The sequence below is a fragment of the Aliirhizobium wenxiniae genome (assembly GCF_019511445.1).
In the GTDB taxonomy this organism is placed as follows: domain Bacteria; phylum Pseudomonadota; class Alphaproteobacteria; order Rhizobiales; family Rhizobiaceae; genus Neorhizobium; species Neorhizobium wenxiniae_A.
Window position 1 is genome coordinate 144,933 of the sequence record NZ_JAEUAN010000004.1, and the last position, 19,796, is coordinate 164,728.

24 protein-coding genes and 1 tRNA gene are annotated in these 19,796 nt (G+C 58.6%); 17 read left to right on the plus strand and 8 right to left on the minus strand.

Annotated features, from left to right (window positions below; translation table 11 throughout):
• Nucleotides 1-106 precede the first annotated feature (106 nt).
• Nucleotides 107-835 carry a rhomboid family intramembrane serine protease gene (locus JNB91_RS06540; protein ID WP_223218076.1) on the minus strand — a complete coding sequence of 243 codons (729 nt, stop codon included), beginning with the start codon at nt 833-835 and terminating at the stop codon, nt 107-109.
• On the opposite strand from JNB91_RS06540, the gene JNB91_RS06545 reads away from it, so the two are divergent.
• From JNB91_RS06545 to JNB91_RS06570, 6 genes are all read left to right on the plus strand, one after another.
• Entirely contained in the window at nt 774-1,649 is an 876-nt protein-coding gene (locus JNB91_RS06545) for a PAS domain-containing protein (protein WP_223218077.1), read from the plus strand. The genes JNB91_RS06540 and JNB91_RS06545 overlap by 62 nt on opposite strands.
• Before the next feature lie 81 nt (nt 1,650-1,730).
• The gene (locus JNB91_RS06550) at nt 1,731-2,342 is read left to right on the plus strand and encodes a PilZ domain-containing protein (protein WP_220324724.1); all 612 of its coding nucleotides are present in this window, start codon (nt 1,731-1,733) and stop codon (nt 2,340-2,342) included.
• A gap of 491 nt (nt 2,343-2,833) precedes the next feature.
• Nucleotides 2,834-3,445: a transglutaminase-like cysteine peptidase gene (locus tag JNB91_RS06555; RefSeq protein WP_223218078.1), complete on the plus strand. Its 612-nt coding sequence runs from the start codon at nt 2,834-2,836 to the stop codon at nt 3,443-3,445.
• A gap of 122 nt (nt 3,446-3,567) precedes the next feature.
• Nucleotides 3,568-4,329 (plus strand): hypothetical protein, encoded by a 762-nt coding sequence (locus JNB91_RS06560; protein WP_220324725.1) that lies wholly within the window; start codon nt 3,568-3,570, stop codon nt 4,327-4,329.
• A gap of 125 nt (nt 4,330-4,454) precedes the next feature.
• On the plus strand, nt 4,455-5,966 hold the full coding sequence (locus JNB91_RS06565) for a D-alanyl-D-alanine carboxypeptidase (protein WP_220324726.1): 1,512 nt from the start codon (nt 4,455-4,457) through the stop codon (nt 5,964-5,966).
• A gap of 87 nt (nt 5,967-6,053) precedes the next feature.
• Nucleotides 6,054-6,332, plus strand: coding sequence for a hypothetical protein (locus JNB91_RS06570; RefSeq protein ID WP_220324727.1), 279 nt, complete (start codon nt 6,054-6,056; stop codon nt 6,330-6,332).
• Here JNB91_RS06570 and JNB91_RS06575 read toward each other — a convergent pair.
• Entirely contained in the window at nt 6,329-6,766 is a 438-nt protein-coding gene (locus JNB91_RS06575) for a DUF1489 family protein (RefSeq protein ID WP_220324728.1), read from the minus strand. The genes JNB91_RS06570 and JNB91_RS06575 overlap by 4 nt on opposite strands.
• Nucleotides 6,767-6,837: 71 nt before the next feature.
• Complete coding sequence (locus tag JNB91_RS06580) at nt 6,838-8,238, minus strand: L-serine ammonia-lyase (protein WP_220324729.1); 1,401 nt, start codon at nt 8,236-8,238, stop codon at nt 6,838-6,840.
• Between the two features lie 266 nt (nt 8,239-8,504).
• On the opposite strand from JNB91_RS06580, the gene JNB91_RS06585 reads away from it, so the two are divergent.
• Together JNB91_RS06585 and JNB91_RS06590 are read left to right on the plus strand one after the other, a co-directional pair.
• Nucleotides 8,505-9,197, plus strand: coding sequence for a DUF599 domain-containing protein (locus JNB91_RS06585; protein ID WP_220324730.1), 693 nt, complete (start codon nt 8,505-8,507; stop codon nt 9,195-9,197).
• Between the two features lie 12 nt (nt 9,198-9,209).
• The gene (locus JNB91_RS06590; RefSeq protein ID WP_223218090.1) at nt 9,210-10,208 is read left to right on the plus strand and encodes an acetyltransferase domain-containing protein; all 999 of its coding nucleotides are present in this window, start codon (nt 9,210-9,212) and stop codon (nt 10,206-10,208) included.
• A 12-nt stretch (nt 10,209-10,220) separates the two neighbouring features.
• Here JNB91_RS06590 and JNB91_RS06595 read toward each other — a convergent pair whose 3' ends face one another.
• Together JNB91_RS06595 and mgtE are read right to left on the minus strand one after the other, a co-directional pair.
• Complete coding sequence (locus JNB91_RS06595; protein ID WP_148144831.1) at nt 10,221-10,607, minus strand: MerR family transcriptional regulator; 387 nt, start codon at nt 10,605-10,607, stop codon at nt 10,221-10,223.
• A gap of 60 nt (nt 10,608-10,667) precedes the next feature.
• A complete protein-coding gene (gene mgtE / locus JNB91_RS06600; protein WP_220324731.1) occupies nt 10,668-12,083 on the minus strand; it encodes a magnesium transporter in 1,416 nt (471 codons plus the stop codon).
• A 178-nt stretch (nt 12,084-12,261) separates the two neighbouring features.
• Between mgtE and JNB91_RS06605 the strand changes: the two genes are divergently transcribed.
• From JNB91_RS06605 to JNB91_RS06615, 3 genes are all read left to right on the plus strand, one after another.
• The gene (locus JNB91_RS06605) at nt 12,262-12,753 is read left to right on the plus strand and encodes a peptide deformylase (RefSeq protein ID WP_220324910.1); all 492 of its coding nucleotides are present in this window, start codon (nt 12,262-12,264) and stop codon (nt 12,751-12,753) included.
• A 66-nt stretch (nt 12,754-12,819) separates the two neighbouring features.
• Complete coding sequence (locus JNB91_RS06610) at nt 12,820-13,071, plus strand: BON domain-containing protein (RefSeq protein ID WP_220324732.1); 252 nt, start codon at nt 12,820-12,822, stop codon at nt 13,069-13,071.
• 52 nt (nt 13,072-13,123) lie between these two features.
• Nucleotides 13,124-13,621 (plus strand): BON domain-containing protein, encoded by a 498-nt coding sequence (locus JNB91_RS06615; protein ID WP_220324733.1) that lies wholly within the window; start codon nt 13,124-13,126, stop codon nt 13,619-13,621.
• A gap of 5 nt (nt 13,622-13,626) precedes the next feature.
• On the opposite strand, the gene JNB91_RS06620 is transcribed toward JNB91_RS06615, so the two are convergent.
• A complete protein-coding gene (locus JNB91_RS06620) occupies nt 13,627-14,049 on the minus strand; it encodes an OsmC family protein (RefSeq protein ID WP_220324734.1) in 423 nt (140 codons plus the stop codon).
• A gap of 3 nt (nt 14,050-14,052) precedes the next feature.
• Entirely contained in the window at nt 14,053-14,775 is a 723-nt protein-coding gene (lipB, locus tag JNB91_RS06625; RefSeq protein WP_220324735.1) for a lipoyl(octanoyl) transferase LipB, read from the minus strand.
• Between the two features lie 196 nt (nt 14,776-14,971).
• Here lipB and JNB91_RS06630 point away from each other — a divergent pair.
• Nucleotides 14,972-15,056 (plus strand) — tRNA-Leu (locus JNB91_RS06630).
• Between the two features lie 126 nt (nt 15,057-15,182).
• Here the strand turns inward: JNB91_RS06630 and JNB91_RS06635 are convergent.
• Entirely contained in the window at nt 15,183-15,482 is a 300-nt protein-coding gene (locus tag JNB91_RS06635) for a hypothetical protein (protein WP_220324736.1), read from the minus strand.
• A 142-nt stretch (nt 15,483-15,624) separates the two neighbouring features.
• Here JNB91_RS06635 and JNB91_RS06640 point away from each other — a divergent pair, with 142 nt between their 5' ends.
• From JNB91_RS06640 to JNB91_RS06660, 5 genes are all read left to right on the plus strand, one after another.
• Nucleotides 15,625-16,557: a DMT family transporter gene (locus JNB91_RS06640; protein ID WP_220324737.1), complete on the plus strand. Its 933-nt coding sequence runs from the start codon at nt 15,625-15,627 to the stop codon at nt 16,555-16,557.
• An 84-nt stretch (nt 16,558-16,641) separates the two neighbouring features.
• Nucleotides 16,642-17,352, plus strand: coding sequence for a hypothetical protein (locus JNB91_RS06645; protein WP_220324738.1), 711 nt, complete (start codon nt 16,642-16,644; stop codon nt 17,350-17,352).
• Nucleotides 17,353-17,409: 57 nt separating this feature from the next.
• Complete coding sequence (locus JNB91_RS06650) at nt 17,410-18,027, plus strand: GNAT family N-acetyltransferase (RefSeq protein WP_220324739.1); 618 nt, start codon at nt 17,410-17,412, stop codon at nt 18,025-18,027.
• Between the two features lie 143 nt (nt 18,028-18,170).
• Nucleotides 18,171-19,298, plus strand: coding sequence for an S-(hydroxymethyl)glutathione dehydrogenase/class III alcohol dehydrogenase (locus JNB91_RS06655; RefSeq protein WP_220324740.1), 1,128 nt, complete (start codon nt 18,171-18,173; stop codon nt 19,296-19,298).
• Entirely contained in the window at nt 19,295-19,759 is a 465-nt protein-coding gene (locus JNB91_RS06660; RefSeq protein ID WP_220324741.1) for a GNAT family N-acetyltransferase, read from the plus strand. The genes JNB91_RS06655 and JNB91_RS06660 overlap by 4 nt, the downstream gene beginning before the upstream one ends.
• Nucleotides 19,760-19,796 lie beyond the last annotated feature (37 nt).

Genomic DNA, 19,796 nt, shown 5'->3' on the forward strand with positions numbered 1-19,796 from the left:
CATGGCCAAACAACGTACCGGGCCTCTCCTCCTCCGAGAGTTCCGGCACTTTCTCCATACATCTGGAATTGTAGATCGGCCTTATGACGAGTTCAAGCGGCAGCCACTACACCTCACGGTAGCGAATGGGATCAAAAAGCCCGAACAGAAGGAAGCCGAAAAGAAAACCGCCGATATGGGCGTCCCAGGCAATATCACCCGCATCGCTGCCGATCAGCGGCAGTCCGACCGCCACGAGAATATTTCCGAGGAACCACATCGCCGTGAACATGACGACAGTGCGGTTCGAAAACGCTCCGAGGATGGACTGGCGCGGATAAAGATGCCCGTAAGTTCGGTCATAACCGCCGCCATCGGGAAAGGCGAAACGGCAGGCAGCGCCCATCAGCGCCGAGACCACACCGGATGCGCCGATCAACGGCACCTGACTGCCCCAATCCAGTCCCGCATGAAAAAAGGCTGAAGCTGCCGCAGCAAGAACCCAGAAGACAAGAAAGCGAAGAGTACCAATACGCCGCACCACCGGCGTGCCGAAGGCGGCAAGCCAAAGCGCATTAAACGCGATATGCTCGACGCTGCCATGAACAAATGAGTAGGTGACTGGCGTCCAAAGCCATTCATAACCCTGCTCCAGCAGTGGAAATTGATAGCGGATGGGTATGAAGGCAAGCGTGTAGATGAACCACCCATAAGTACGCTCACTCAGCAGATATTCCTGCACGACATAGAGCCCGGCCAGCAGCGCCATGCTGGCAAGAAGAATGCCCGGCATATTGAAGACCGGCTGCCTCTGGCTTTCTTCATTTTCCGAAAACGCGTTGTTATCGGGGGCCATGTCGGGCCTATCGTCCATGGCCAATCCTTCCATCATCACCAGTCAAGCAGGCATACAGCAGCCTCAAGGGGTTGAAAAGCCGCGCGAAGCACCTGACGTCGAGAGCCCCGCGCCATTCCCCGACCACACGACTGCGCCAACTGGCACGGTTTTCGCTGCGTCAAGCTCAACCACGCGATTCCAAGGGGGATTCTGGGTCATTATCGGACAGGATCAGCACATGTTGAACACGGCGACACAAGAAATCTTTAACTACTGGAACGGCTTGAGAGGAACTCGGCCGGCTCCGCTGCGCTCCGAGATCGATCCGTCAGCCTTGCGCCGTTTTCTGCCACATCTGTTCATCATCAACGCGACCATCACCAACACCCCGACTTTCGCGCTTGCCGGCACACGCATATGTGAACTCTTCGACCGCGAACTTCGTGGCCTCGATTACGCATCCATGTGGCTGGGTGCCGGGGATGATACGCCGACAGCGATCCTCAATCACGTTCTCTTTTATGAAAGGCCGGCACTGCTGGATATTCGCCTGCCCTATGCAGAAGAGAGCTATGCTTACGACCTGCTTCTGATGCCCATGCGATCGCAGGGCTACCGCAGCGATCGCGTTCTAGGCGCTCTCATTGCCCGCGAAACCCAACTCCCCTTCACCGCCCTTCCGGTGCGCGGGCTGGCGTTTGAAAGCTGGGGTTTCGTCAAACCTGATGGAACACGGCCGTCCATCAGCGTCGATGGTCATATATCCACCTCGGTGCCGGTCACCTTCTTCCGGCGACTGGTCGGACAACGTTTCGCCCAACCCGGACGATAGTGCAAACCTCAAAAACAACCATCTGTTAACTGCCTAATGTTATCTATCTGGCTCAATATTAGCTCAGAGCCGAACCGACACATGTTTTCCTTCCAGCCGGCACAGACCCAACCGACGAACGTGATCGCTGCCCAGCGCTCGTTTCAGCGTGTCACGGTCAATGTCGAAGGAAGACTGATGCTGGCCGATCACGAGGAATACCCCTGCTCGGTTATCGACATGTCGCCGGGCGACGTAAGCTTTGTCTGCGTCGGGCAACCACGCGTCAACGAGCGCGTCATTGCTTACCTCGATCACCTCGGACGCCTTGAAGGCAACGTCATCAGCCTGTCGAATGACGGCTTCGTCATGTCGATCAATGCAACCGAGCGCAAACGCGAGAAGCTGGCGGCCCAACTGACCTGGATTGCCAACAAGCATGAGCTCGGCCTGCCCGAAGACCGTCGCCACGACCGTCTGACGCCGCGCAGCACGCTGACCGAACTGACACTCGAAGACGGCAGCCGTTACGCCTGTCGTCTGATGGACCTTTCGCTGTCCGGCGCCGCAGTCGACATCGAAATCCGCCCGGTCATCGGAACGCCGGTAAGGCTCGGCAACATGCGCGGCCGCGTCGTCCGTCACTTCATGGAAGGCGTCGCGATCGAGTTCGCCTCGGTGCAGTCACGCGAAGCCCTGCGGGACTTCCTCTAAGTCATCCAATCCTAATTCCTGCAGACCCAACGTCCGCTATCGCGTCCAGAATTGGCACGGCAGGGGCGCTTTTCCGCGTTCCTGAATCCGGAAACGGGCCATGTTCGAAAAAAAATGTATCTTTTCGGGATTTTTTTTCGAGGCCATTTCGGACGCATAAAGGGGCATTTCAGCCCCTTTTTTGGCCGATCAACTCACCGTATCCAGCCTTGAATGAAGAACTCCGACGCCCGATCAGCAGCCGGCCGGATGAAACGCGAACAAGCCAACCTCTCGAAAATCCAATAACTTGCGCCCCGATGCAGCGAATTTATCTCGAATTTTAGATAAATTTGCTGAGAATTTTCGGCTTGTTTTAGTCGAATACTGCGCGTGTTTTATTCGGTTTTTCGTCAAATTCTATTACAATAAGCATCTGATTTTACGGCGCTATTTTGCGTTCGATCAAAGGCTTTGAAGCATTGTCTCACCAACCACGGGGAGACAGCAAAATGACGCTTCCGAAAAGACTTGCACAGGTATTCCTGACCGCCGCCATCGCCATCGCAGCAGCCGCACCGTCGCTCGCAATGTCGACAGGAGCCATGCGCGTCATCGGCAAGGCCAGCCCGCCGATCGGCCACTATGAGTTTTGCAAGAACTACGCCAGCGAATGCAAGCCGCTCAAGGGCGATGCCGGCCCGGTAGCACTGACGGAAGACAAGTGGCGCACGATCCTTGACGTCAACTATACGGTCAATACCGAAATCACCCCAATGACCGACCAGGAACTCTATGGCGTCGAGGAATTCTGGACCTACCCGACCACTGCCGGCGATTGCGAGGACTTCGTTCTCCTGAAGCGCAAAATGCTGATGCAGAAGGGTTTCGATGCATCCGACCTGCTGATCACCGTAGTGCTGCAGCCGAATGGCGAAGGCCACGCAGTTCTGACCGTTCGCACCGATCGCGGCGACTACATCCTCGACAACATGCGCAACAAAGTCCTTCCCTGGATGGACACCGAATACACCTACCTGAAGCGCCAGGACACGGTTGACCCGTCGCGCTGGGTAAAACTTCAGGACGGCCGCGCCATCGCCGTCGGCAGCGTCAGCCAGTAAGCAGGCGCAATAAATTCACCGAAAATTAACCTTGCCCGCGAGACTATCGCGGGCAGAGGCGTTTGGACCCCGTGTATGCTGTTTTGGTCCCGCATAACGACACATGGACACGGGGCAAGACCATGATACGCCGCGCTTCAGCGCCGCCGCAGCAAGAGCTGCCACTGATTTCCGACCGGTTCGTGCTGCGCCTGACGCTTGCCGTCGTCCTGCTCATCATCATCACGCTGGCTATCAGCATTGGCGGTCGCTGGCTTGGCCAAGGCATGGCCCTTGGCGGCCACTCGGAAAGCGGGGCGATCCTTACCGTCACGATCGGCGAGGACACACTTAAAGTCCCGGAAAATACGGTCCGCTTCGCAGAACAGCGCCGCTCCGGCACCGCCGAGCGTGTAGACATCCACCTCACATGGCCGGGAATGATGGGCTACAGCTCCGAGCGGCGCGACAGTTTCGACAATATCGAACGCCCCGACAGGCTGCTCTTCCTGCAGATTTCCCAGAGCACGATGTCGAAGGACATGTCCGGGCGACTCACCCCCATCTACACCCAGCTCTTCGACGGCCCTTCGGAGCCTTACGGCAATGGATTGACGCTCCATCACCTCAAGAACACAAGCGGCTACGGACAGGAAGTTCTTTTGACGGCGGAGCATCCGGGCCAACCGACATATGCCGTACGTTGCCTCCTGCCGTCCACAGGCGAGCGCGCCACGAGCGGCGATTGCCAGCGCGATATTCACCTCGGCCGCGACCTCACCGTTCTCTACCGATTCTCCTCGAGCATTTTGAAGGACTGGGACCATATTGATGCCGCAGTTAGGTCTTTTGTCGGCGCGCGACTTGACGCATCCGACAGCAACTCTGCCTCGAAAGACGACTAAAATGCTTCAAATCGAAGTAAGTCGCCGTTCATCATAAACCTCTTGGTAACGCTGTTCTCCTAGATTGCTCTCTCAGCAATCCGGGGTGGGGGCACGTCCGGATCTATTGAAAAATGACAAAATCGATGAGTGCGGCAGTGTTGAAAACCATGTTCCCGGCGTCCCTCCCCAAGGGTGCAGTGAAGACCCAGGCGAAACGCCTAGGATATCTCTTCGCAATTGCGTTGTCGTTATCCGCTGTGGCGCAGTCGGCGCACGCGGATCCCAAATATGCCGGCATCGTGGTTGATGCCAAATCGGGCAAGGTTCTCTATGGCGAAGATCCTGATGGCTTGCGCTATCCGGCCTCCCTCACCAAGATGATGACACTTTACCTGACATTCGAAGCGCTTGAAGCTGGCCGCTTCTCGCTCGACTCCAAGGTTCCCGTCTCCGCCAATGCCGCCAAGGAACCGCCGTCCAAGCTTTATGTCAAAGCAGGTGGCAGCGTCACGGTGGATCAGGCAATCCGCGCTCTGGTGACCCGCTCGGCAAACGACATTGCCACGGCGCTGGGCGAATTTATCGGCGGCTCGGAACCGCGCTTCGCACAGATGATGACGAATAAGGCACGCGCGCTGGGCATGACACGCACAACCTATCGCAACGCTCATGGTTTGCCGAATACCGCACAGATGACCACCGCACGCGACCAGGCGCGTCTCGGCATGGCATTGCGTCAGCACTTCCCGCAATATTATCCCTATTTCGGCATTCGCTCCTTTCAGTACGGCAAGGTAACCATCGGCAACCACAACCGCCTCGTCGGCACGGTCCGCGGTGTCGACGGTATCAAGACTGGCTATACGCGCGCAGCAGGCAGCAACCTCGCCACCTCCGCCGAACTGGACGGGCGCTCGATCGTCGCAGTCGTTCTCGGCGGCCGTTCCAGCGCAGCGCGCGATGCCACGATGCGCAAACTCGTGGCCGAATATTTGCCGAAGGCGTCCCGCGGAGGCCGCACCAATCTTATAGCGTCCCGTGCGCCGATTGCAGATCCCGCCATTCCGGTTCCGCGCCAGCCCGCAATTGCAGCTGACGCTTCCGAAAGCCGCCAGGTCGCGGCAATGGATCTGCCCGACAGTGGCCCCCGTCTCGATGCCCGTTACGAACAGCGCGAAGCCCGCCCGACCGCACCGCTTGCCGTTCCGAAAATCGCTGCAGCTTCCGCTTCGGCCTTTGCCGGTGAAAGCGCGCAGAGCAGAACCGCGACCCAGGCACTGGCCGCAATCACACCTCCGGCATCTGTGCCGAAGCGCGAAGCGGCTGCCACCAAGCGTGACATGCCGTCCGAACCTGTCGATCAGGTCACCACGGCTTCGACCCGCACGCCGACATCGGCCTCCGCCATGTCCGGCTGGGTCATTCAGATTGGCGTCTCTCCGAGTGAGAAGATGGCTCTCGATCTCCTGCACAATGCGCAGGATAAAGGCGGCAAGGTATTGCGTTCCGCCAAACCCTTTGCGGTTGCCTTCAACAGCAATGGCCAACAGATCTACCGTGCTCGGTTCGGTGGATTTGATGACCAGAAGACTGCGGTCAATGCCTGCAACGCCCTGAAAAAGAGCGGAGTAAGCTGCTGGGCAGCCATGCAATGAGCGTGAGGGCGAAAAGCCCTCGCCTCGACACCGAGTTGGTAACAGCTCGGCGAAATCTCGAATTGTAATGTGTAAACGGGGTTTCCGATGGGAATGAATGAAAATAGCGCCAATCTCGGAACGGCCCATCTGTCTCGGGCCAGGGGCGTGGCACTCAATCCGCTTCACGAAGCGGCGATGCGGCTGGCCGGCCTCGGCCTGACCCGCTCGAAGGAAAAGACACGGGATCTGGTCTCACTTCTGTTGAGCCATGGCGCACGCGCCTGGCGTCAGTCCCAGCCCGAAGTCGGCATCCATCTGCACGTATCGGCACATTCCGGCCGTGCACCGGTGCGGATGAAACTGCCGCTCAAAACGGTGGCTTAAAGCAGGCCCAGATCGGACAGTTCGCGGCGCAGATCCTCGGGAAGCGCCGCGACATCGTCGCCCAGCGCACCGAGATCGCGCGGCTTTTCCTCGTCTTTCAGATAGCGCCAGCCCTGAAATGGCCGCTTCGGCTGCGACGCCGTTTCAATGACTTCGGGGCCAAGAACCAGTTCGCATCTCTGAATGCCGTCACCACCGTTAAAGGTGCGTAGATCAAGCAGCTTCTGCCGCGCTGAAACCTGCCCCTTGATGACCCAATAAAGCGATCCGCCATCGAGCAGCTCGTCCACCCGCTTCGGAACCATGCGGGTGGTGTGGATGCTGTGCGGCTCAAGGCCGGCAGCCATGGCGGTCAGGGATCGCTCCGAAACCCAGTCCCTGAGATCCTGGATACTGTCGGCGCCGACGCAAAGCTTGATGAGATGAAGAGCCATGAGTGGCTTGAAGACCCGCGAAGGCCGCCAGTCAAGTCAAATCCCGACCGGGTCCACAATCATCAATGCGTTCAGCACTCCACCACATTGACGGCAAGCCCGCCGGTGGAGGTTTCCTTGTACTTCTCGCTCATGTCATTGCCGGTCTGGCGCATCGTCTCGATACAGGCATCGAGCGGCACGAAATGCGTGCCGTCGCCCTTGATGGCAAGCGAGGCTGCAGTCACGGCCTTTACCGCGCCCAAGGCATTGCGTTCGATACACGGGACCTGAACGAGGCCTGCAATCGGATCGCAGGTCATGCCGAGATGGTGTTCTAGCGCAATTTCCGCAGCATTCTCGATCTGCTCCGGTGAGCCGCCCATCACGGCCGCAAGCCCGGCAGCGGCCATAGCAGCAGCAGACCCCACCTCGCCCTGACAGCCGACCTCTGCACCGGAGATCGAGGCATTGTGCTTGATGATGCCGCCGATCGCGGCAGCCGTCAGCAGGAACTCGCGGATATCATCCTTCGTCGCATCATCATGGAAATGCAGGTAATATTTGAGCGTCGCCGGAATGACGCCGGCAGCACCATTGGTCGGCGCGGTCACGACACGCCCACCGCCGGCATTTTCCTCGTTCACCGCCATGGCGTAAACCGACAGCCAGTCGTTGGCGAGGAGGGGATTGGGCCTGTTGCTGCGCCATTCTTCGTTGAGCCGATCATGGATCGCCCTCGCCCGCCGCTTGACCTTGAGCCCGCCCGGCATGATGCCATCGACCTTCAAGCCGCGATCGATACAGCCGTTCATCGCCTCCCAGATCGCGTCGATCCCTTCGTTGAGCGCCTGCTCATTCGTCCGGGTCAACTCGTTGGCGCGCTTCATCTGCGCGATCGACAGACCTGCGCCATGCGACATGTCGAGCATCTGTCGGGCGGTCGCAAACGGATAAGGCACGCGCTCGCCGCCGCCTGCATCCTTCGTTGCGCGCATGGCCTCAAGCTCGGTATCGGTGACGACGAAACCGCCGCCGATCGAATAATAGATACGCTTGAGGAGCAGCCTGCCGTTTTTGTCGAGCGCCGAAAAGCTCATGCCGTTGGCGTGGCCGGGCAGAGCCTGCTTCTTGTCGAAGATCAGGTCCGTCTTCGGCTGAAAATCATAAGTCGGATGGCCGGGCGGCGTAACGCGACCGATCCGCTCCACCTCTTCGATGATAGCATCCATCCGGTCAGGATCGACCGTATTCGGTGATTCGCCCATCAGGCCGAGAATAACCGCCCTTCCCGTTCCGTGACCGATGCCGGTGAAGGCGAGCGAGCCGTGCAGCGAAGCCTGAAGGGCCGCGACATGGGCACCGGCAGGACGCGGCCAGTCGTCCGAGAGAATAAGGTCGAGAAACCGGTTAGCCGCCGACATCGGTCCCATCGTGTGGGAACTCGACGGGCCGATGCCGATCTTGAAAACGTCGAAGACGGATAGGAACATGGAATTTCTTCAATCCAGATATTGGCCAGATACTGACTGCCCGAGAGGGAACGATCACAGCCTATGTCATATGAGTGTGCCGTCATGTTGGCAGTCCGACACCCTATTGGACATCAACGACATCACACGCGCATCCCATATGCTGCCTCGACCATGGATGCGCAAGTCCGGACAAACTGTTGTCAGGAATTGTCCGCTCCCCTTGCCGCCGCGAATGAAACAACGCAAAAGTCGGATCACACGATTTCGGCTCCCGGCAGTTTTCCATGATTCTGGCAGATTACATTGCGCTCGCCCTCTTCGCCTTTCTGTGGACGGCCTATTCCTGGTTTTCAGCGGGTTCGGGCGGAAAATATCTGCCACGGCAGAGCCTTAACCAGGCGATGGTCGAGCGCCGCCATCGCTGGATCTACAATTCCCTGAAGCGCGAACTGCGGATGATCGACACACAGATCTTTGCAGGATTGCAGAATGGAACGGCCTTTTTCGCCACCTCGTCGATCTTCGCGCTGGGCAGCTGCTTCGCGCTTCTCGGCTCGACCGACAAGGTGAACGCGATCTTCTCCCACCTGCCCTTCGTGCCCTATGGCGGACAAGCCGTTTTCGAGTTGAAGGTTGGCGGACTGGCCTTTCTTCTCGGCCATGCTTTCTTCAAGTTCGGCTGGGCCTATCGGCTGTTCAACTACTGCACGATCCTGTTCGGCGCGCTGCCGATGACCAAGGAAGCCGAGGCCGATCCCGAGGCTGCGCGAAAAGCGGCCAATCATGTGATCAGGATGAACATGATCGCCGCGAAACACTTCAATTCCGGCCTGAGGACACTTTTTCTGTCGATCGGCTATCTCGGTTGGTTCGCCGGACCCTATGTGTTCATGGCAACGACGGTGATCATCATCGTCGCGCTGATCCGTCGCCAGTATTTTTCCGAGGCACGGCTCGCCATCATGGATGACGACTAAGGATTGAGTAGATTGACTGCAGCCGACACCCAAACGCAGCCGACAGGCGAGCGTCCGCCGCGTATTTTGTTGATCGACACACTTCGCGGCATAGCCTTGATCGCTATGGCGACATACCACTTCACCTGGGATCTGGAATTTTTCGGCTATGTCGACCCCGGCACGGCGACACAGGGCTTCTTCCGCCTCTATGCCCGCGCGATCGCCAGCTCCTTCCTGTTTCTCGCTGGCGTAAGCCTGGTTCTGGCGCATGGCCGCGGCATACGCTGGCCGGCATTCCGCAAAAGGCTGGCAATCGTCGCAGGCGCGGCCATCGCCATCAGCATCGCAACGCTTTTCGCCTTTCCGCAGGAATGGATCTTCTTCGGCATATTGCACAATATTGCCCTATCGAGCCTGATCGGCTTGGCCTTCCTGCAACTGCCCCTCGCTTTCGCCTTCGCGGTGCCGATCCTGATCGTCATCGGCATGGCTATCGATGCCACGGCCATACCAGGCATGCTGCAGTCATCGCTGTTCGATACACGTTGGCTTGCCTGGATCGGCTTTGCGGAATTCCCGCCGCGCTCGAACGACTACGTACCGCTGTTCCCCTGGCTGGCCGCACTTCTGACGGGGATAGCAGTCGCCCGGCTTTCGATCGTCCGCGGCTGGACCGGACGGCTGGCCGATGTTCAACGCAACGACACGATACTCGCCAAGGCCGGGCGTCACAGCCTGATCGTTTATCTGGTACACCAGCCGATCCTGCTTGCTCTCGTCTATCTCTTTTCGCTTGTTTCCCCGGCACCCGCGCCTGATCCACGGGTCGTCTACATGAACAGCTGCCAACCGAGCTGCCTGCGCGAAACCAGCGATAAAGCTCTCTGCGAGCGTTTTTGCGGTTGCACGGCCGACAAGCTGATCACTGAGCAACTAATGACGCCGTTGCAGAACGGCGAGATCAGTGCGCAGGACAACCGGATTGGGATTATGGCTCAGGAATGCTCGATCAGCGCCGCGCAGCCATGAGGCCGGAAAGCCTCAGGTGCCGACGCCGATCTCAGCCAGACGCGTAAGGCAGGCCTCTTCGACATTGTCGAGTTCGGCCAGTGTCTCGTCGATATCCTTGCGCTTCTGGCGAAGCTCGTCGCGCTTTTCGTCAACGCGTTTCATCAGCAGCTTGAGCTGGCCCATTTCGCCGGGCGGCTCCCTGTAGACCTGAATGATCTCGCGAATTTCGGAGATCGTGAAGCCGATACGGCGTCCACGCAATATTTCCAGAAGCAGGCGGCGGTCCGCTGCCCGGAACAGACGTGTCCGACCGCGGCGTTCGGGATGGAGTAGCCCTTCGTCCTCGTAAAACCGCAACGTACGCGTCGATACGCCGAATTCGCGGGTCAGTTCGGTAATGCTGTAATATTTGTCCACGTCGTATCCCTGCTGTGGCCCGCGAAAATAATTGACTTTTACGTAACAGTCAAATCGCGCCTAATGTAGCAGCCACAGTGTCGCAAGACCGAGGAAACTCATGAAGCCGGTCATATCGGTGATCGCGGTCACGAATACCGCCGACGAAACCGCCGGGTCGGTTCCGGCCTTGTCGAGCAGAAGCGGGATCATCATACCAGCCATTGCGGCGGCAAACATGTTGATCATCATCGCCGATGCAATCACCATTCCGAGGTGAAAATCGGCAAACCACCAGCCGGCGACCGACCCGACAACCGTGCCGAACAGCATGCCGTTGATAAGCCCGACGCCCGCTTCGCGCCGCACGACGCGCCAGGCATTGTGAATATCGAGATCGCGGGTAGCGAGAGCGCGCACCGTCACAGTCATCGTCTGCGACCCGGCATTGCCGCCCATGCCGGCAACGATCGGCATCAGGATTGCGAGCGCCACGATTTCCTCGATCGTCGCCTCGAACAGTCCGATCACGGATGCCGAAAGAAAAGCGGTCACCAGATTGACCATCAGCCACGGCACGCGCGAGCGCGACGTATCTTTGACCGAATCGGACAGTTCTTCGTCACCGACACCGGAAAGAAGCCGAAGATCCTCTTCCGCCTCTTCCTGGATCACGTCGACCACGTCATCAATCGTCAGCACGCCAACGAGGCGGCCATTGTCATCGACGACGGCGGCGGACAGAAGGTCGTATTGTTCGAAAATCTGGGCCGCTTCTTCCTGGTCCATGTCGGCCGGGATCGGATGGTTGGTCTCCCGCATGATCGTCTCGATGCGGATTTGCCGCTTGCAGCGCAGAATGCGGTCGAGGTCGATGATGCCGAGAAGCCGGAAAGTCGGGTCGATGACAAAAATCTGCGAAAAACTGTCCGGCAGGTTTTCCTCGTCGCGCAGGTAATCGATCGTCTGACCGACGGTCCAGAATGGCGGCACGGCGACGAATTCCGTCTGCATGCGCCGGCCGGCGGAGCTTTCCGGATAATCCAGCGCGCGCCTTAAGCGAACCCGCTCGGTAAACGGCAGTTGCGCGAGAATTTCTTCCCGGTCCTGATGGTCGAGGTCTTCGAGAATATAGACGGCATCGTCCGAATCGAGATCGCCGATCGCCGCTGCGATCTGCGCGTTCGGCATCTGGTCGACGATTTCCATACGGATGGCTTCGTCGACTTCGGTAAGCGCCGTGAGGTCGAAATCCTTGCCGAGCAATTTGACCAGCGCAAGTCGCTGATCCGGCAGGATCGATTCGAGCAGGTCACCGAGTTCGGATTCGTGCAGTCTGGCGACATTCTGGCGAAGGAAAAGCACATCGCGATCGGCAACGGCTGCGCCGACGCGCGCCAGAAAGTCGGACCGGATCGAACCGTCTTCGGAATAGATATCGTGCCCTTCGCCGCCGACTTTCGGGCTGATGAGGGTGTCGTCTTCCATATCACTCATCAACCGCCCTCGCCTTGCACGATTGCCGCAGCCGGAGCAGCGACGGAAAACATATAGTCAACAATCAGATAGCATGAAAGACTGAAGCAATTTTATCGACAGCCGCAATATGGCTTTCGATGCGCATTTCCTTATGGAGTGGCAGATCTGCCGCCATGCCAAGATCAAGAGAAACGACATGACTGTCCGCACCATTCTGACCTATCCCGATCCAGGCCTTTCGACGATCTGCGAGCCGGTTACAAGCTTCGATACAGAGCTATCGACACTGGCGCAGGATTTGCTCGAAACGATGCGCGCCGCACCCGGCATTGGCATCACGGCCGCGCATATCGGCGTCTTCCAGCGTATCTTCGTGCTGGAACTCTCTCCGACCCAGGGGCCGCTTTATTACGTGAACCCCGAGATTCTATGGGCAGGCGAAGAAATCATCCGGCATACGGAAGGCAGCGTTTCGATGCCCGGTGCGACAGATGACGTGGAGCGCCCTCGCCATATCAGGATTCGTTATCAGGATCTGTCCGGCAATTTCCACGAGGAAGAGGCCAAGGATTTTCATGCCGTCTGCATCCAGCACGAAATCGATCAGCTCGATGGCATTTTCTGGCTGAAGCGGCTGTCGCGACTGAAGCGGGAGCGGCTAGTGAAAAAGTGGCTGAAGGAAAAATAGCATTTTCCTGCGAACCCTGGGGAGACTCGCGCGTTACCCGCTCATGGTTGAACGAGGAGAAAGACCATGACGGAAACATCCAAGATCGAAGACAGCAAACTCAGTAGTGATGTCGCGGCACGCATTGCCTCATTGCCGGATATAGATACGTCCGCCGTCGAACCTCATATGGAGGGCACGACTGTGGTTCTGGAGGGTGCTGTCGATACGATCATGACGGCGCGCAAGGTTATTCTGGCGACGGAAACGGTCGATGGTGTCCATGATGTGGAAAATCATCTGACACTGACTGGCACCAAGACAGGTTTGCAGAGCTAGAAACGAGCGTTCTGCAGGTCGCTGCACAAACGGAATTCCCAACGGAGGCATCATGTCACCGAAAAGAGACGTAAACGACATCTCCCGCGAAGAGGATTTTCGCGACTTCGACGATCGCAACGTTGATGACGGATGGCCCTATGCCGACAAGCCCGGCCAGGCGGCCGGCCCGGTCGATAATGCCGCCTATGGCAATACAAATCCCGAGACGGAGACAGGCCGAAATCCGGGCTTTCTTATCGATGAAGCAGGCTTCGACGGACTTCAAGAACCGCAGCGCGACAGCCTGCGGCCCGGCACGACAGGCCTTGAGAACTGGGACGATCTGGAGGAACGCGTCACCGACGCGATCGACGCCTTGGGCATTATCGATATGGATCTGATCGACATCCATGTCGACCGGAACAATGTCACGATCGAAGGTCAGGTCGACGATGCCGCCACCTCACACGCCATCGTTAGAGCAGCCCAGAAGGTAAGCGGTATCGGCAGGATCATCAACCACCTGCGCCTCGCCGGCGTCGACAGCCGCATTCCGGATGAAGACTGAACAGGTCAGGGAATACGGAGGGAGATGGCCGGCGGCACCTTCAAGGTGTTGCTCACCGTGCAGATATCTTCGGCCATATGAACGATATCGCGGCGCTCGTCTGCCGTAAGATCACCATCGATCGTGATTTCGACGATAAACCGCTCGATTCGGTATGGCTCTTCAGATGATTTCTCACCTGTTACATCGGCCGACGCGCCATCAAACCGTTCGAGCAGCGAAAGCTTGCTGGCCGCGATCCGCGCACTGAGAACAAGGCAGGCGGAAAGTGATGCGAACATCAGGTCGAGCGGATTGAAGCCTTCCTCCGACGCGCCGGTAACGACGCCGATTTCACCGCCTGTTCGGCTCGTCACCTGCGGGTGACCGTTGCGCTGGAGCTTGGCAACGGCCCCGATCGGGCGCTTCTTTATTTTCAGATCGACCATGCTTTACGCTTTCTCGATAACCGTTGGCCCGAAAATGTCTTCGAACGCCTCACGCAGACGAATATCCACATCCTCCATCATCACGAGCATGCCGAGATCGACGAGGCTCGTCACGCCGTAGGCTGTTACCCCACAGGGAACGATGCCGGAGAAATGCGACAGGTCCGGATCGACATTGAGCGACAGGCCGTGAAAGCTAACCCAGCGCCGAAGGCGAATGCCGAAAGCGGCGATCTTGTCCTCCGCCATGCTGCCATCCGGCAGGCGCGGCTTTTCCGGTCGCTGAACCCAGACGCCGACTCGGTCCTCGCGCCGTTCGCCACGAACATTCATCAGTTCGAGCGTCTGGATCACCAGTTGCTCGAGGGCCGCCACATAGGCGCGCACATCCTGACGGCGACGCTTGAGGTCCAGCATCACATAGGCAACCCGCTGGCCGGGACCATGATAGGTATATTCGCCGCCGCGGCCGGTTTCATGAACCGGGAATCGGTTCGGCTCGATCAGGTCGGCGGAGTTGGCGCTGGTGCCTGCCGTATAAAGTGGTGGGTGTTCCAGCAGCCAGACGAGTTCATCCGCCTTGCCGTCGGCAATGGCGGCGACTTCGCGCTCCATTATCTCGAGCGCTTCTTCATAGGGTACGGGACAGTCCGAGATGCGCCAGCGTACCGGCGGACAGTGCGCGGCAGGAAACATCTGGTGGTCGAGATCGGTACGTGTCTGCATGACAGGCCTTCTGACAAGAAGATTGTGATTTTGCAATGCGCCTCTAAAGCCCGCAAAACAAGGGCTTCATATGAACCGCGAAAGGCGGCGGCTGTGGACATTGTTTTTTCTTTCAAAAAACTGTCACGGCACACTTGTGCAGCCGGAATCCATTTGCTAGATGCTCCCTCGCCGAAGCAAATCGGCCTACCACGATGCGGTCGTGGCGGAATTGGTAGACGCGCAGCGTTGAGGTCGCTGTGGGGCAACCCGTGGAAGTTCGAGTCTTCTCGACCGCACCAAATTAACCCGGCTTCGGCCGGGTTTTTTGTTTTCTGGCAATGAGTTACCTGATACGGCGTCCCGCATGCCAAATCATTGCGGGACACCCGGACGGCTTGCCTATTTGCGACAGAGACGACGCAACATCAGGCGTTGCGAGAGCCTTCGACAGCCAGGGATTGGATCACCAGACGGCAGTTCTCGTTCCCTTGCGGAAGCAGCGTTATGGGATCGACCAGACCGGCGCCGACGCCGATTGCATTGGCAGCAGCCCAACCCCAGTTTTCCTGCGCATAACGCAACAGTTCCGGCGCCTCGACGGAAATACACGCCTTGCCGGCCTCGACGAGTTCCTGCGAAGGCACGCCTTGCAGACGTTCCGACAGTTCCGCCTGAAGCGGCGTCACGACGAATATTGCGAATAGATAACTAATGAATTCCGACAAGCTCGCTCTCCTGAGTTCTGACGGGGAGATAGGGATGCCGGATGAGCCGCGCCAGTAGGGCGACGCAATTACCGCTCTCGGCACAGGCTTGAACCCACCTCGCGGCTATGGTTGAAATTCAAACCCCTTCAGAGTGTTGCCCATGCCCGATTCTCATCCGCAAAATCCGATTAAAGGCATGGCGATCATGGCGGCCTGCATGGTCGTGCTGCCGATGATGGATGCGATCGCCAAATACATGGCGACTTTTGAGACCATGTCGCCGGGCCAGGTTACCTTCTACCGGTTCTTCTTCCAGTTTCTGGCGCTGCTGCCGATCGCCTTTTTCGTTCCCGGCGCCATCCGTGGCGGCAAACGTCCCTGGATGAACCTGTTACGTGGCGCGCTGCATGCCGCGGCCAGCCTGATGTTTTTCATGGCGGTCAAATACATGCCGCTCGCAGACGTGTTCGCCATCTATTTCGTCGAGCCCTTCATGCTGACGATGATGTCGGCACTGTTCCTCGGTGAAAAGGTCGGCTGGCGCAGGTGGCTCGCCATTGCCATCGGCTTCGGCGGCGCGATGATCGTCATCCAGCCAAGCTACGAGATTTTCGGCTGGACGGCCCTGCTGCCGGTGCTCTGTGCCTTTCTCTATACGCTCTATCTGTTTCTCAACCGCGCGATCGGTGACGCTGATTCGCCGTTGACGATGCAGTTCGTCGCAGGCGTTGGCGGAACACTGTTCATGACCGCGGCGCTTTTCGTCGGCCATTTCGTCTACCCGGTGGAGTTCGAAGCCTCCCTGCCCTCATCCAGCCTCGGGCTGGTTCTGCTGATCATTCTCGGCAGCCTGTCCGGTTATGTTCACCTTCTGGTGGTCCGCGCCTTCCGCATGGCGCCGCTGTCACTGCTTGCACCGTTCCAGTATTTCGAAATCATCTCGGCAACCGTGCTCGGATATCTGCTGTTTGCCGACTTCCCGACGGCCTCCAAATGGCTCGGCATCGCCATCATCGTCGCCTCCGGCCTGTTCATTATCTGGCGCGAACGTGTCAGGGTGAGACAGATTTCGGCCGAACCACCGCTTGGCTAGCTTTCGTTAACTGCCCTTGTTGTCGGCCTCTCAACTTCTCCGAATTAAGAGCAATATCAGTTTCATGATGAAACGGAGAAAGAGATGAGCGGCATACGCTTTTCTTTTCCGGCATGTGTGATCGCCGGAAAGGGCCGCATCGACAGGCATGATCTGTTGATTCTGCGAAAATACGCCTTCACGAACGGAATCCGTGGTTACGACGACGCGCTCCTGCTTCTAGCCTTGAACGACATGTGTCCGGTTCATTGCGAGGAATGGCCGAGCTATTTCGTCGAGCAGTTGACGGCATTCATCGTGGATAACGCGCCTCCCCGAGGACGGCTGGATGCGGCAAAGTCCGCATGGCTGATCCGTGCGCTGGCGCTCGAAGGTCGGGTTGAAAATCCATTGCAGCTGGAAACCCTTCTGCATGCCATCGAGCGCGCCGAAACCTGTCCTGATATCCTGTCGGCCTTCGCGCTCGACCAGTTGCGCCACAGACTTCTTGCGCCGTCGAACACATCCTATGGCGCGACGGCACGCCGTCATGCCGGCATAACAGCCGATGACATGACCTATATCTGGCGGCTGTTGCGCTGCCGGATCGACGGCGGCCGTCTGTTCATTTCGGCGCTGGAAGCTTCCAGCCTCGCCATGATCGACGACGTGGTAAGGCATCGCGATAACCATCCGGGATGGCAGGAGGTCTTGGATCACGTGGCAAGTGAAGAACGCCATATTGACGGCCTTCGTTCTCATCCATGGCTGCGCAGCAGCGAACCCTCCGAAGCGTGGGATGAACGCGTCGCCTGACGGCGATTTTTCATTGGCAACGGTTGACATGCGCCGGGCAAAACAGTCCAAGAGCGCATGCAAACGTCCAATCCCACGCTCCCCTTCGGCTACTCTCCCGTTCCTGCGGGAAAGCTCGCCAACATGGTCACCTGCCTCGAAATGTTCGAGCGCCCGGCTGCCCGGCCCCTGCCGCCGGAAACCGGCCTGCGGGTCGAACGCTGGGAAGCTCCTTCGGTCGCCGACTATCGCGATCTCTATCGTCGTGTCGGCGAGGATTGGCTGTGGGTATCGCGCATCGTGATGCCGGATGCGGAACTGCAGGCGATCATCACCGATCCACTGATCGAGATATATGTGCTGACCGACGGAAAGCGCCGGCTGGGGCTCCTGGAACTCGACTTCCGCGAAGAGGGCGAATGCGAGATCGCCTTTTTCGGCGTTGTGCCGGAAGCGATCGGCAATGGCGCGGGCCGCATTCTGATGAATGCAGCGATCGAGACGGCCTGGTCGCGGCCGATCAGGCGCTTCTGGGTCCATACCTGCAATTTCGACCATCCGGCGGCGCTCGCCTTCTATCAGCGCTCCGGCTTCACACCTTATGCCTTCATGGTCGAGATTTGCGACGACCCGCGGCTCGATGGCCGCATGGCGCGCAATCTCGCCCCTCACGTGCCGATCATCGAACCGCGCTGATCAAAGCGTGATCGGCACCTGTCGTTTTTGCGGCAAGCCACGTCAGGTTTCGGCTTGAGCCGCATCGTTCCAGCGTGCAAAAGTCCGCGCAGATTCTAATTCAGTAACAACAATTTCAGATTTCAAACAAAGGGAGTGACACGATGGATGTCCGCGCCGCTGTTGCCGTTCAGGCAGGTAAACCGCTGGAAGTGATGACGGTCCAGCTCGACGGGCCGAAGGCCGGCGAAGTGCTGGTCGAGATCAAGGCCACCGGCATTTGCCACACCGACGATTTCACCCTCTCGGGCGCAGACCCGGAAGGCCTGTTTCCGGCCATTCTCGGCCATGAAGGCGCTGGCATCGTCGTCGATGTCGGCCCCGGCGTCACCTCGCTGAAGAAGGGCGATCACGTCATTCCGCTCTACACGCCGGAATGCCGCGAGTGCTATTCCTGCACGTCGCGCAAGACCAATCTCTGCACCTCGATCCGCTCTACCCAGGGCCAGGGCGTCATGCCGGACGGCACCTCGCGCTTCTCGATCGGCAAGGACAAGATCCACCACTATATGGGCTGCTCGACCTTCGCGAACTTCACCGTCCTGCCGGAAATCGCGCTTGCAAAAATCAATCCCGACGCGCCCTTCGACAAGGTCTGCTATATCGGTTGCGGCGTGACGACCGGCATCGGTGCCGTCATCAACACGGCCAAGGTCGAGATTGGCTCGACCGCGATCGTCTTTGGCCTCGGTGGTATCGGCCTCAACGTGCTTCAGGGCCTGCGTCTTGCCGGCGCCGACATGATCATCGGCGTCGACATCAACCCGGACCGCAAGGAATGGGGCGAAAAGTTCGGCATGACCCATTTCGTCAACCCGAAGGAAGTCGGCGAGGATATCGTTCCTTATCTGGTCAACATGACCAAGCGTCATGGCGACCTGATCGGCGGCGCCGACTACACATTCGACTGCACCGGCAATACCAAGGTCATGCGCCAGGCGCTGGAATGCTCGCATCGCGGCTGGGGCAAGTCCGTCATCATCGGCGTTGCAGGTGCCGGCCAGGAAATCTCGACGCGTCCGTTCCAGCTGGTCACCGGCCGCAACTGGATGGGCACGGCATTCGGCGGCGCACGCGGCCGCACCGACGTGCCGAAGATCGTCGACTGGTACATGGAAGGCAAGATCCAGATCGATCCGATGATCACCCACACCATGCCCCTCGAAGACATCAACAAGGGCTTCGACCTGATGCACAAGGGTGAATCGATCCGTGGCGTGGTGGTCTATTGACCGCCCTGCCCTCATACACGGTTGATGTGCGGAGGCTCGACGAGTTCTCCGCACTCGATCTTTACGCCATGCTAAAAATGCGCGTCGACGTCTTCGTCGTCGAGCAGACATGCCCCTATCCCGAGCTTGACGGCAACGATCCTGACTGTCTGCATCTGCGGCTGATCGATGGCGAGGACCTGCTCGCCTGCGCCCGTCTCTGGCGTCCGACGCAGGACCACCTGCCCCGCATCGGCCGCGTGGCTGTATCGCCGAACCATCGTGGCAAGCGTCTCGGCGACGCACTGATGCGCGAGGCGATAACCGAATGCGAAAAGGCCTATCCCGGCGAGGCGATCGAGATTTCCGCCCAGGCGCATCTGCAGAAATTCTACCGCTCGTTCGGCTTTGAACGGACGTCGGAAGAATATCTGGAAGATGGGATTCCACATGTGGATATGGTCAGGCCGTCAGCGCAGTGATAGGTTAAGTCGACCCTCGTGTCAGGCCCTTTGACAT

Coding starts and splice junctions, on each gene's coding strand:
- JNB91_RS06540 (WP_223218076.1), bottom strand. CDS start 835: ATGGCCCCCGATAACAACGCGTTTTCGGAAAATGAAGAAAGCCAGAGG.
- JNB91_RS06550 (WP_220324724.1), top strand. CDS start 1,731: ATGTTTTCCTTCCAGCCGGCACAGACCCAACCGACGAACGTGATCGCT.
- JNB91_RS06555 (WP_223218078.1), top strand. CDS start 2,834: ATGACGCTTCCGAAAAGACTTGCACAGGTATTCCTGACCGCCGCCATC.
- JNB91_RS06560 (WP_220324725.1), top strand. CDS start 3,568: ATGATACGCCGCGCTTCAGCGCCGCCGCAGCAAGAGCTGCCACTGATT.
- JNB91_RS06565 (WP_220324726.1), top strand. CDS start 4,455: ATGAGTGCGGCAGTGTTGAAAACCATGTTCCCGGCGTCCCTCCCCAAG.
- JNB91_RS06570 (WP_220324727.1), top strand. CDS start 6,054: ATGGGAATGAATGAAAATAGCGCCAATCTCGGAACGGCCCATCTGTCT.
- JNB91_RS06575 (WP_220324728.1), bottom strand. CDS start 6,766: ATGGCTCTTCATCTCATCAAGCTTTGCGTCGGCGCCGACAGTATCCAG.
- JNB91_RS06580 (WP_220324729.1), bottom strand. CDS start 8,238: ATGTTCCTATCCGTCTTCGACGTTTTCAAGATCGGCATCGGCCCGTCG.
- JNB91_RS06585 (WP_220324730.1), top strand. CDS start 8,505: ATGATTCTGGCAGATTACATTGCGCTCGCCCTCTTCGCCTTTCTGTGG.
- mgtE (WP_220324731.1), bottom strand. CDS start 12,083: ATGAGTGATATGGAAGACGACACCCTCATCAGCCCGAAAGTCGGCGGC.
- JNB91_RS06605 (WP_220324910.1), top strand. CDS start 12,262: ATGACTGTCCGCACCATTCTGACCTATCCCGATCCAGGCCTTTCGACG.
- JNB91_RS06610 (WP_220324732.1), top strand. CDS start 12,820: ATGACGGAAACATCCAAGATCGAAGACAGCAAACTCAGTAGTGATGTC.
- JNB91_RS06615 (WP_220324733.1), top strand. CDS start 13,124: ATGTCACCGAAAAGAGACGTAAACGACATCTCCCGCGAAGAGGATTTT.
- JNB91_RS06620 (WP_220324734.1), bottom strand. CDS start 14,049: ATGGTCGATCTGAAAATAAAGAAGCGCCCGATCGGGGCCGTTGCCAAG.
- lipB (WP_220324735.1), bottom strand. CDS start 14,775: ATGCAGACACGTACCGATCTCGACCACCAGATGTTTCCTGCCGCGCAC.
- JNB91_RS06640 (WP_220324737.1), top strand. CDS start 15,625: ATGCCCGATTCTCATCCGCAAAATCCGATTAAAGGCATGGCGATCATG.
- JNB91_RS06645 (WP_220324738.1), top strand. CDS start 16,642: ATGAGCGGCATACGCTTTTCTTTTCCGGCATGTGTGATCGCCGGAAAG.
- JNB91_RS06650 (WP_220324739.1), top strand. CDS start 17,410: ATGCAAACGTCCAATCCCACGCTCCCCTTCGGCTACTCTCCCGTTCCT.
- JNB91_RS06655 (WP_220324740.1), top strand. CDS start 18,171: ATGGATGTCCGCGCCGCTGTTGCCGTTCAGGCAGGTAAACCGCTGGAA.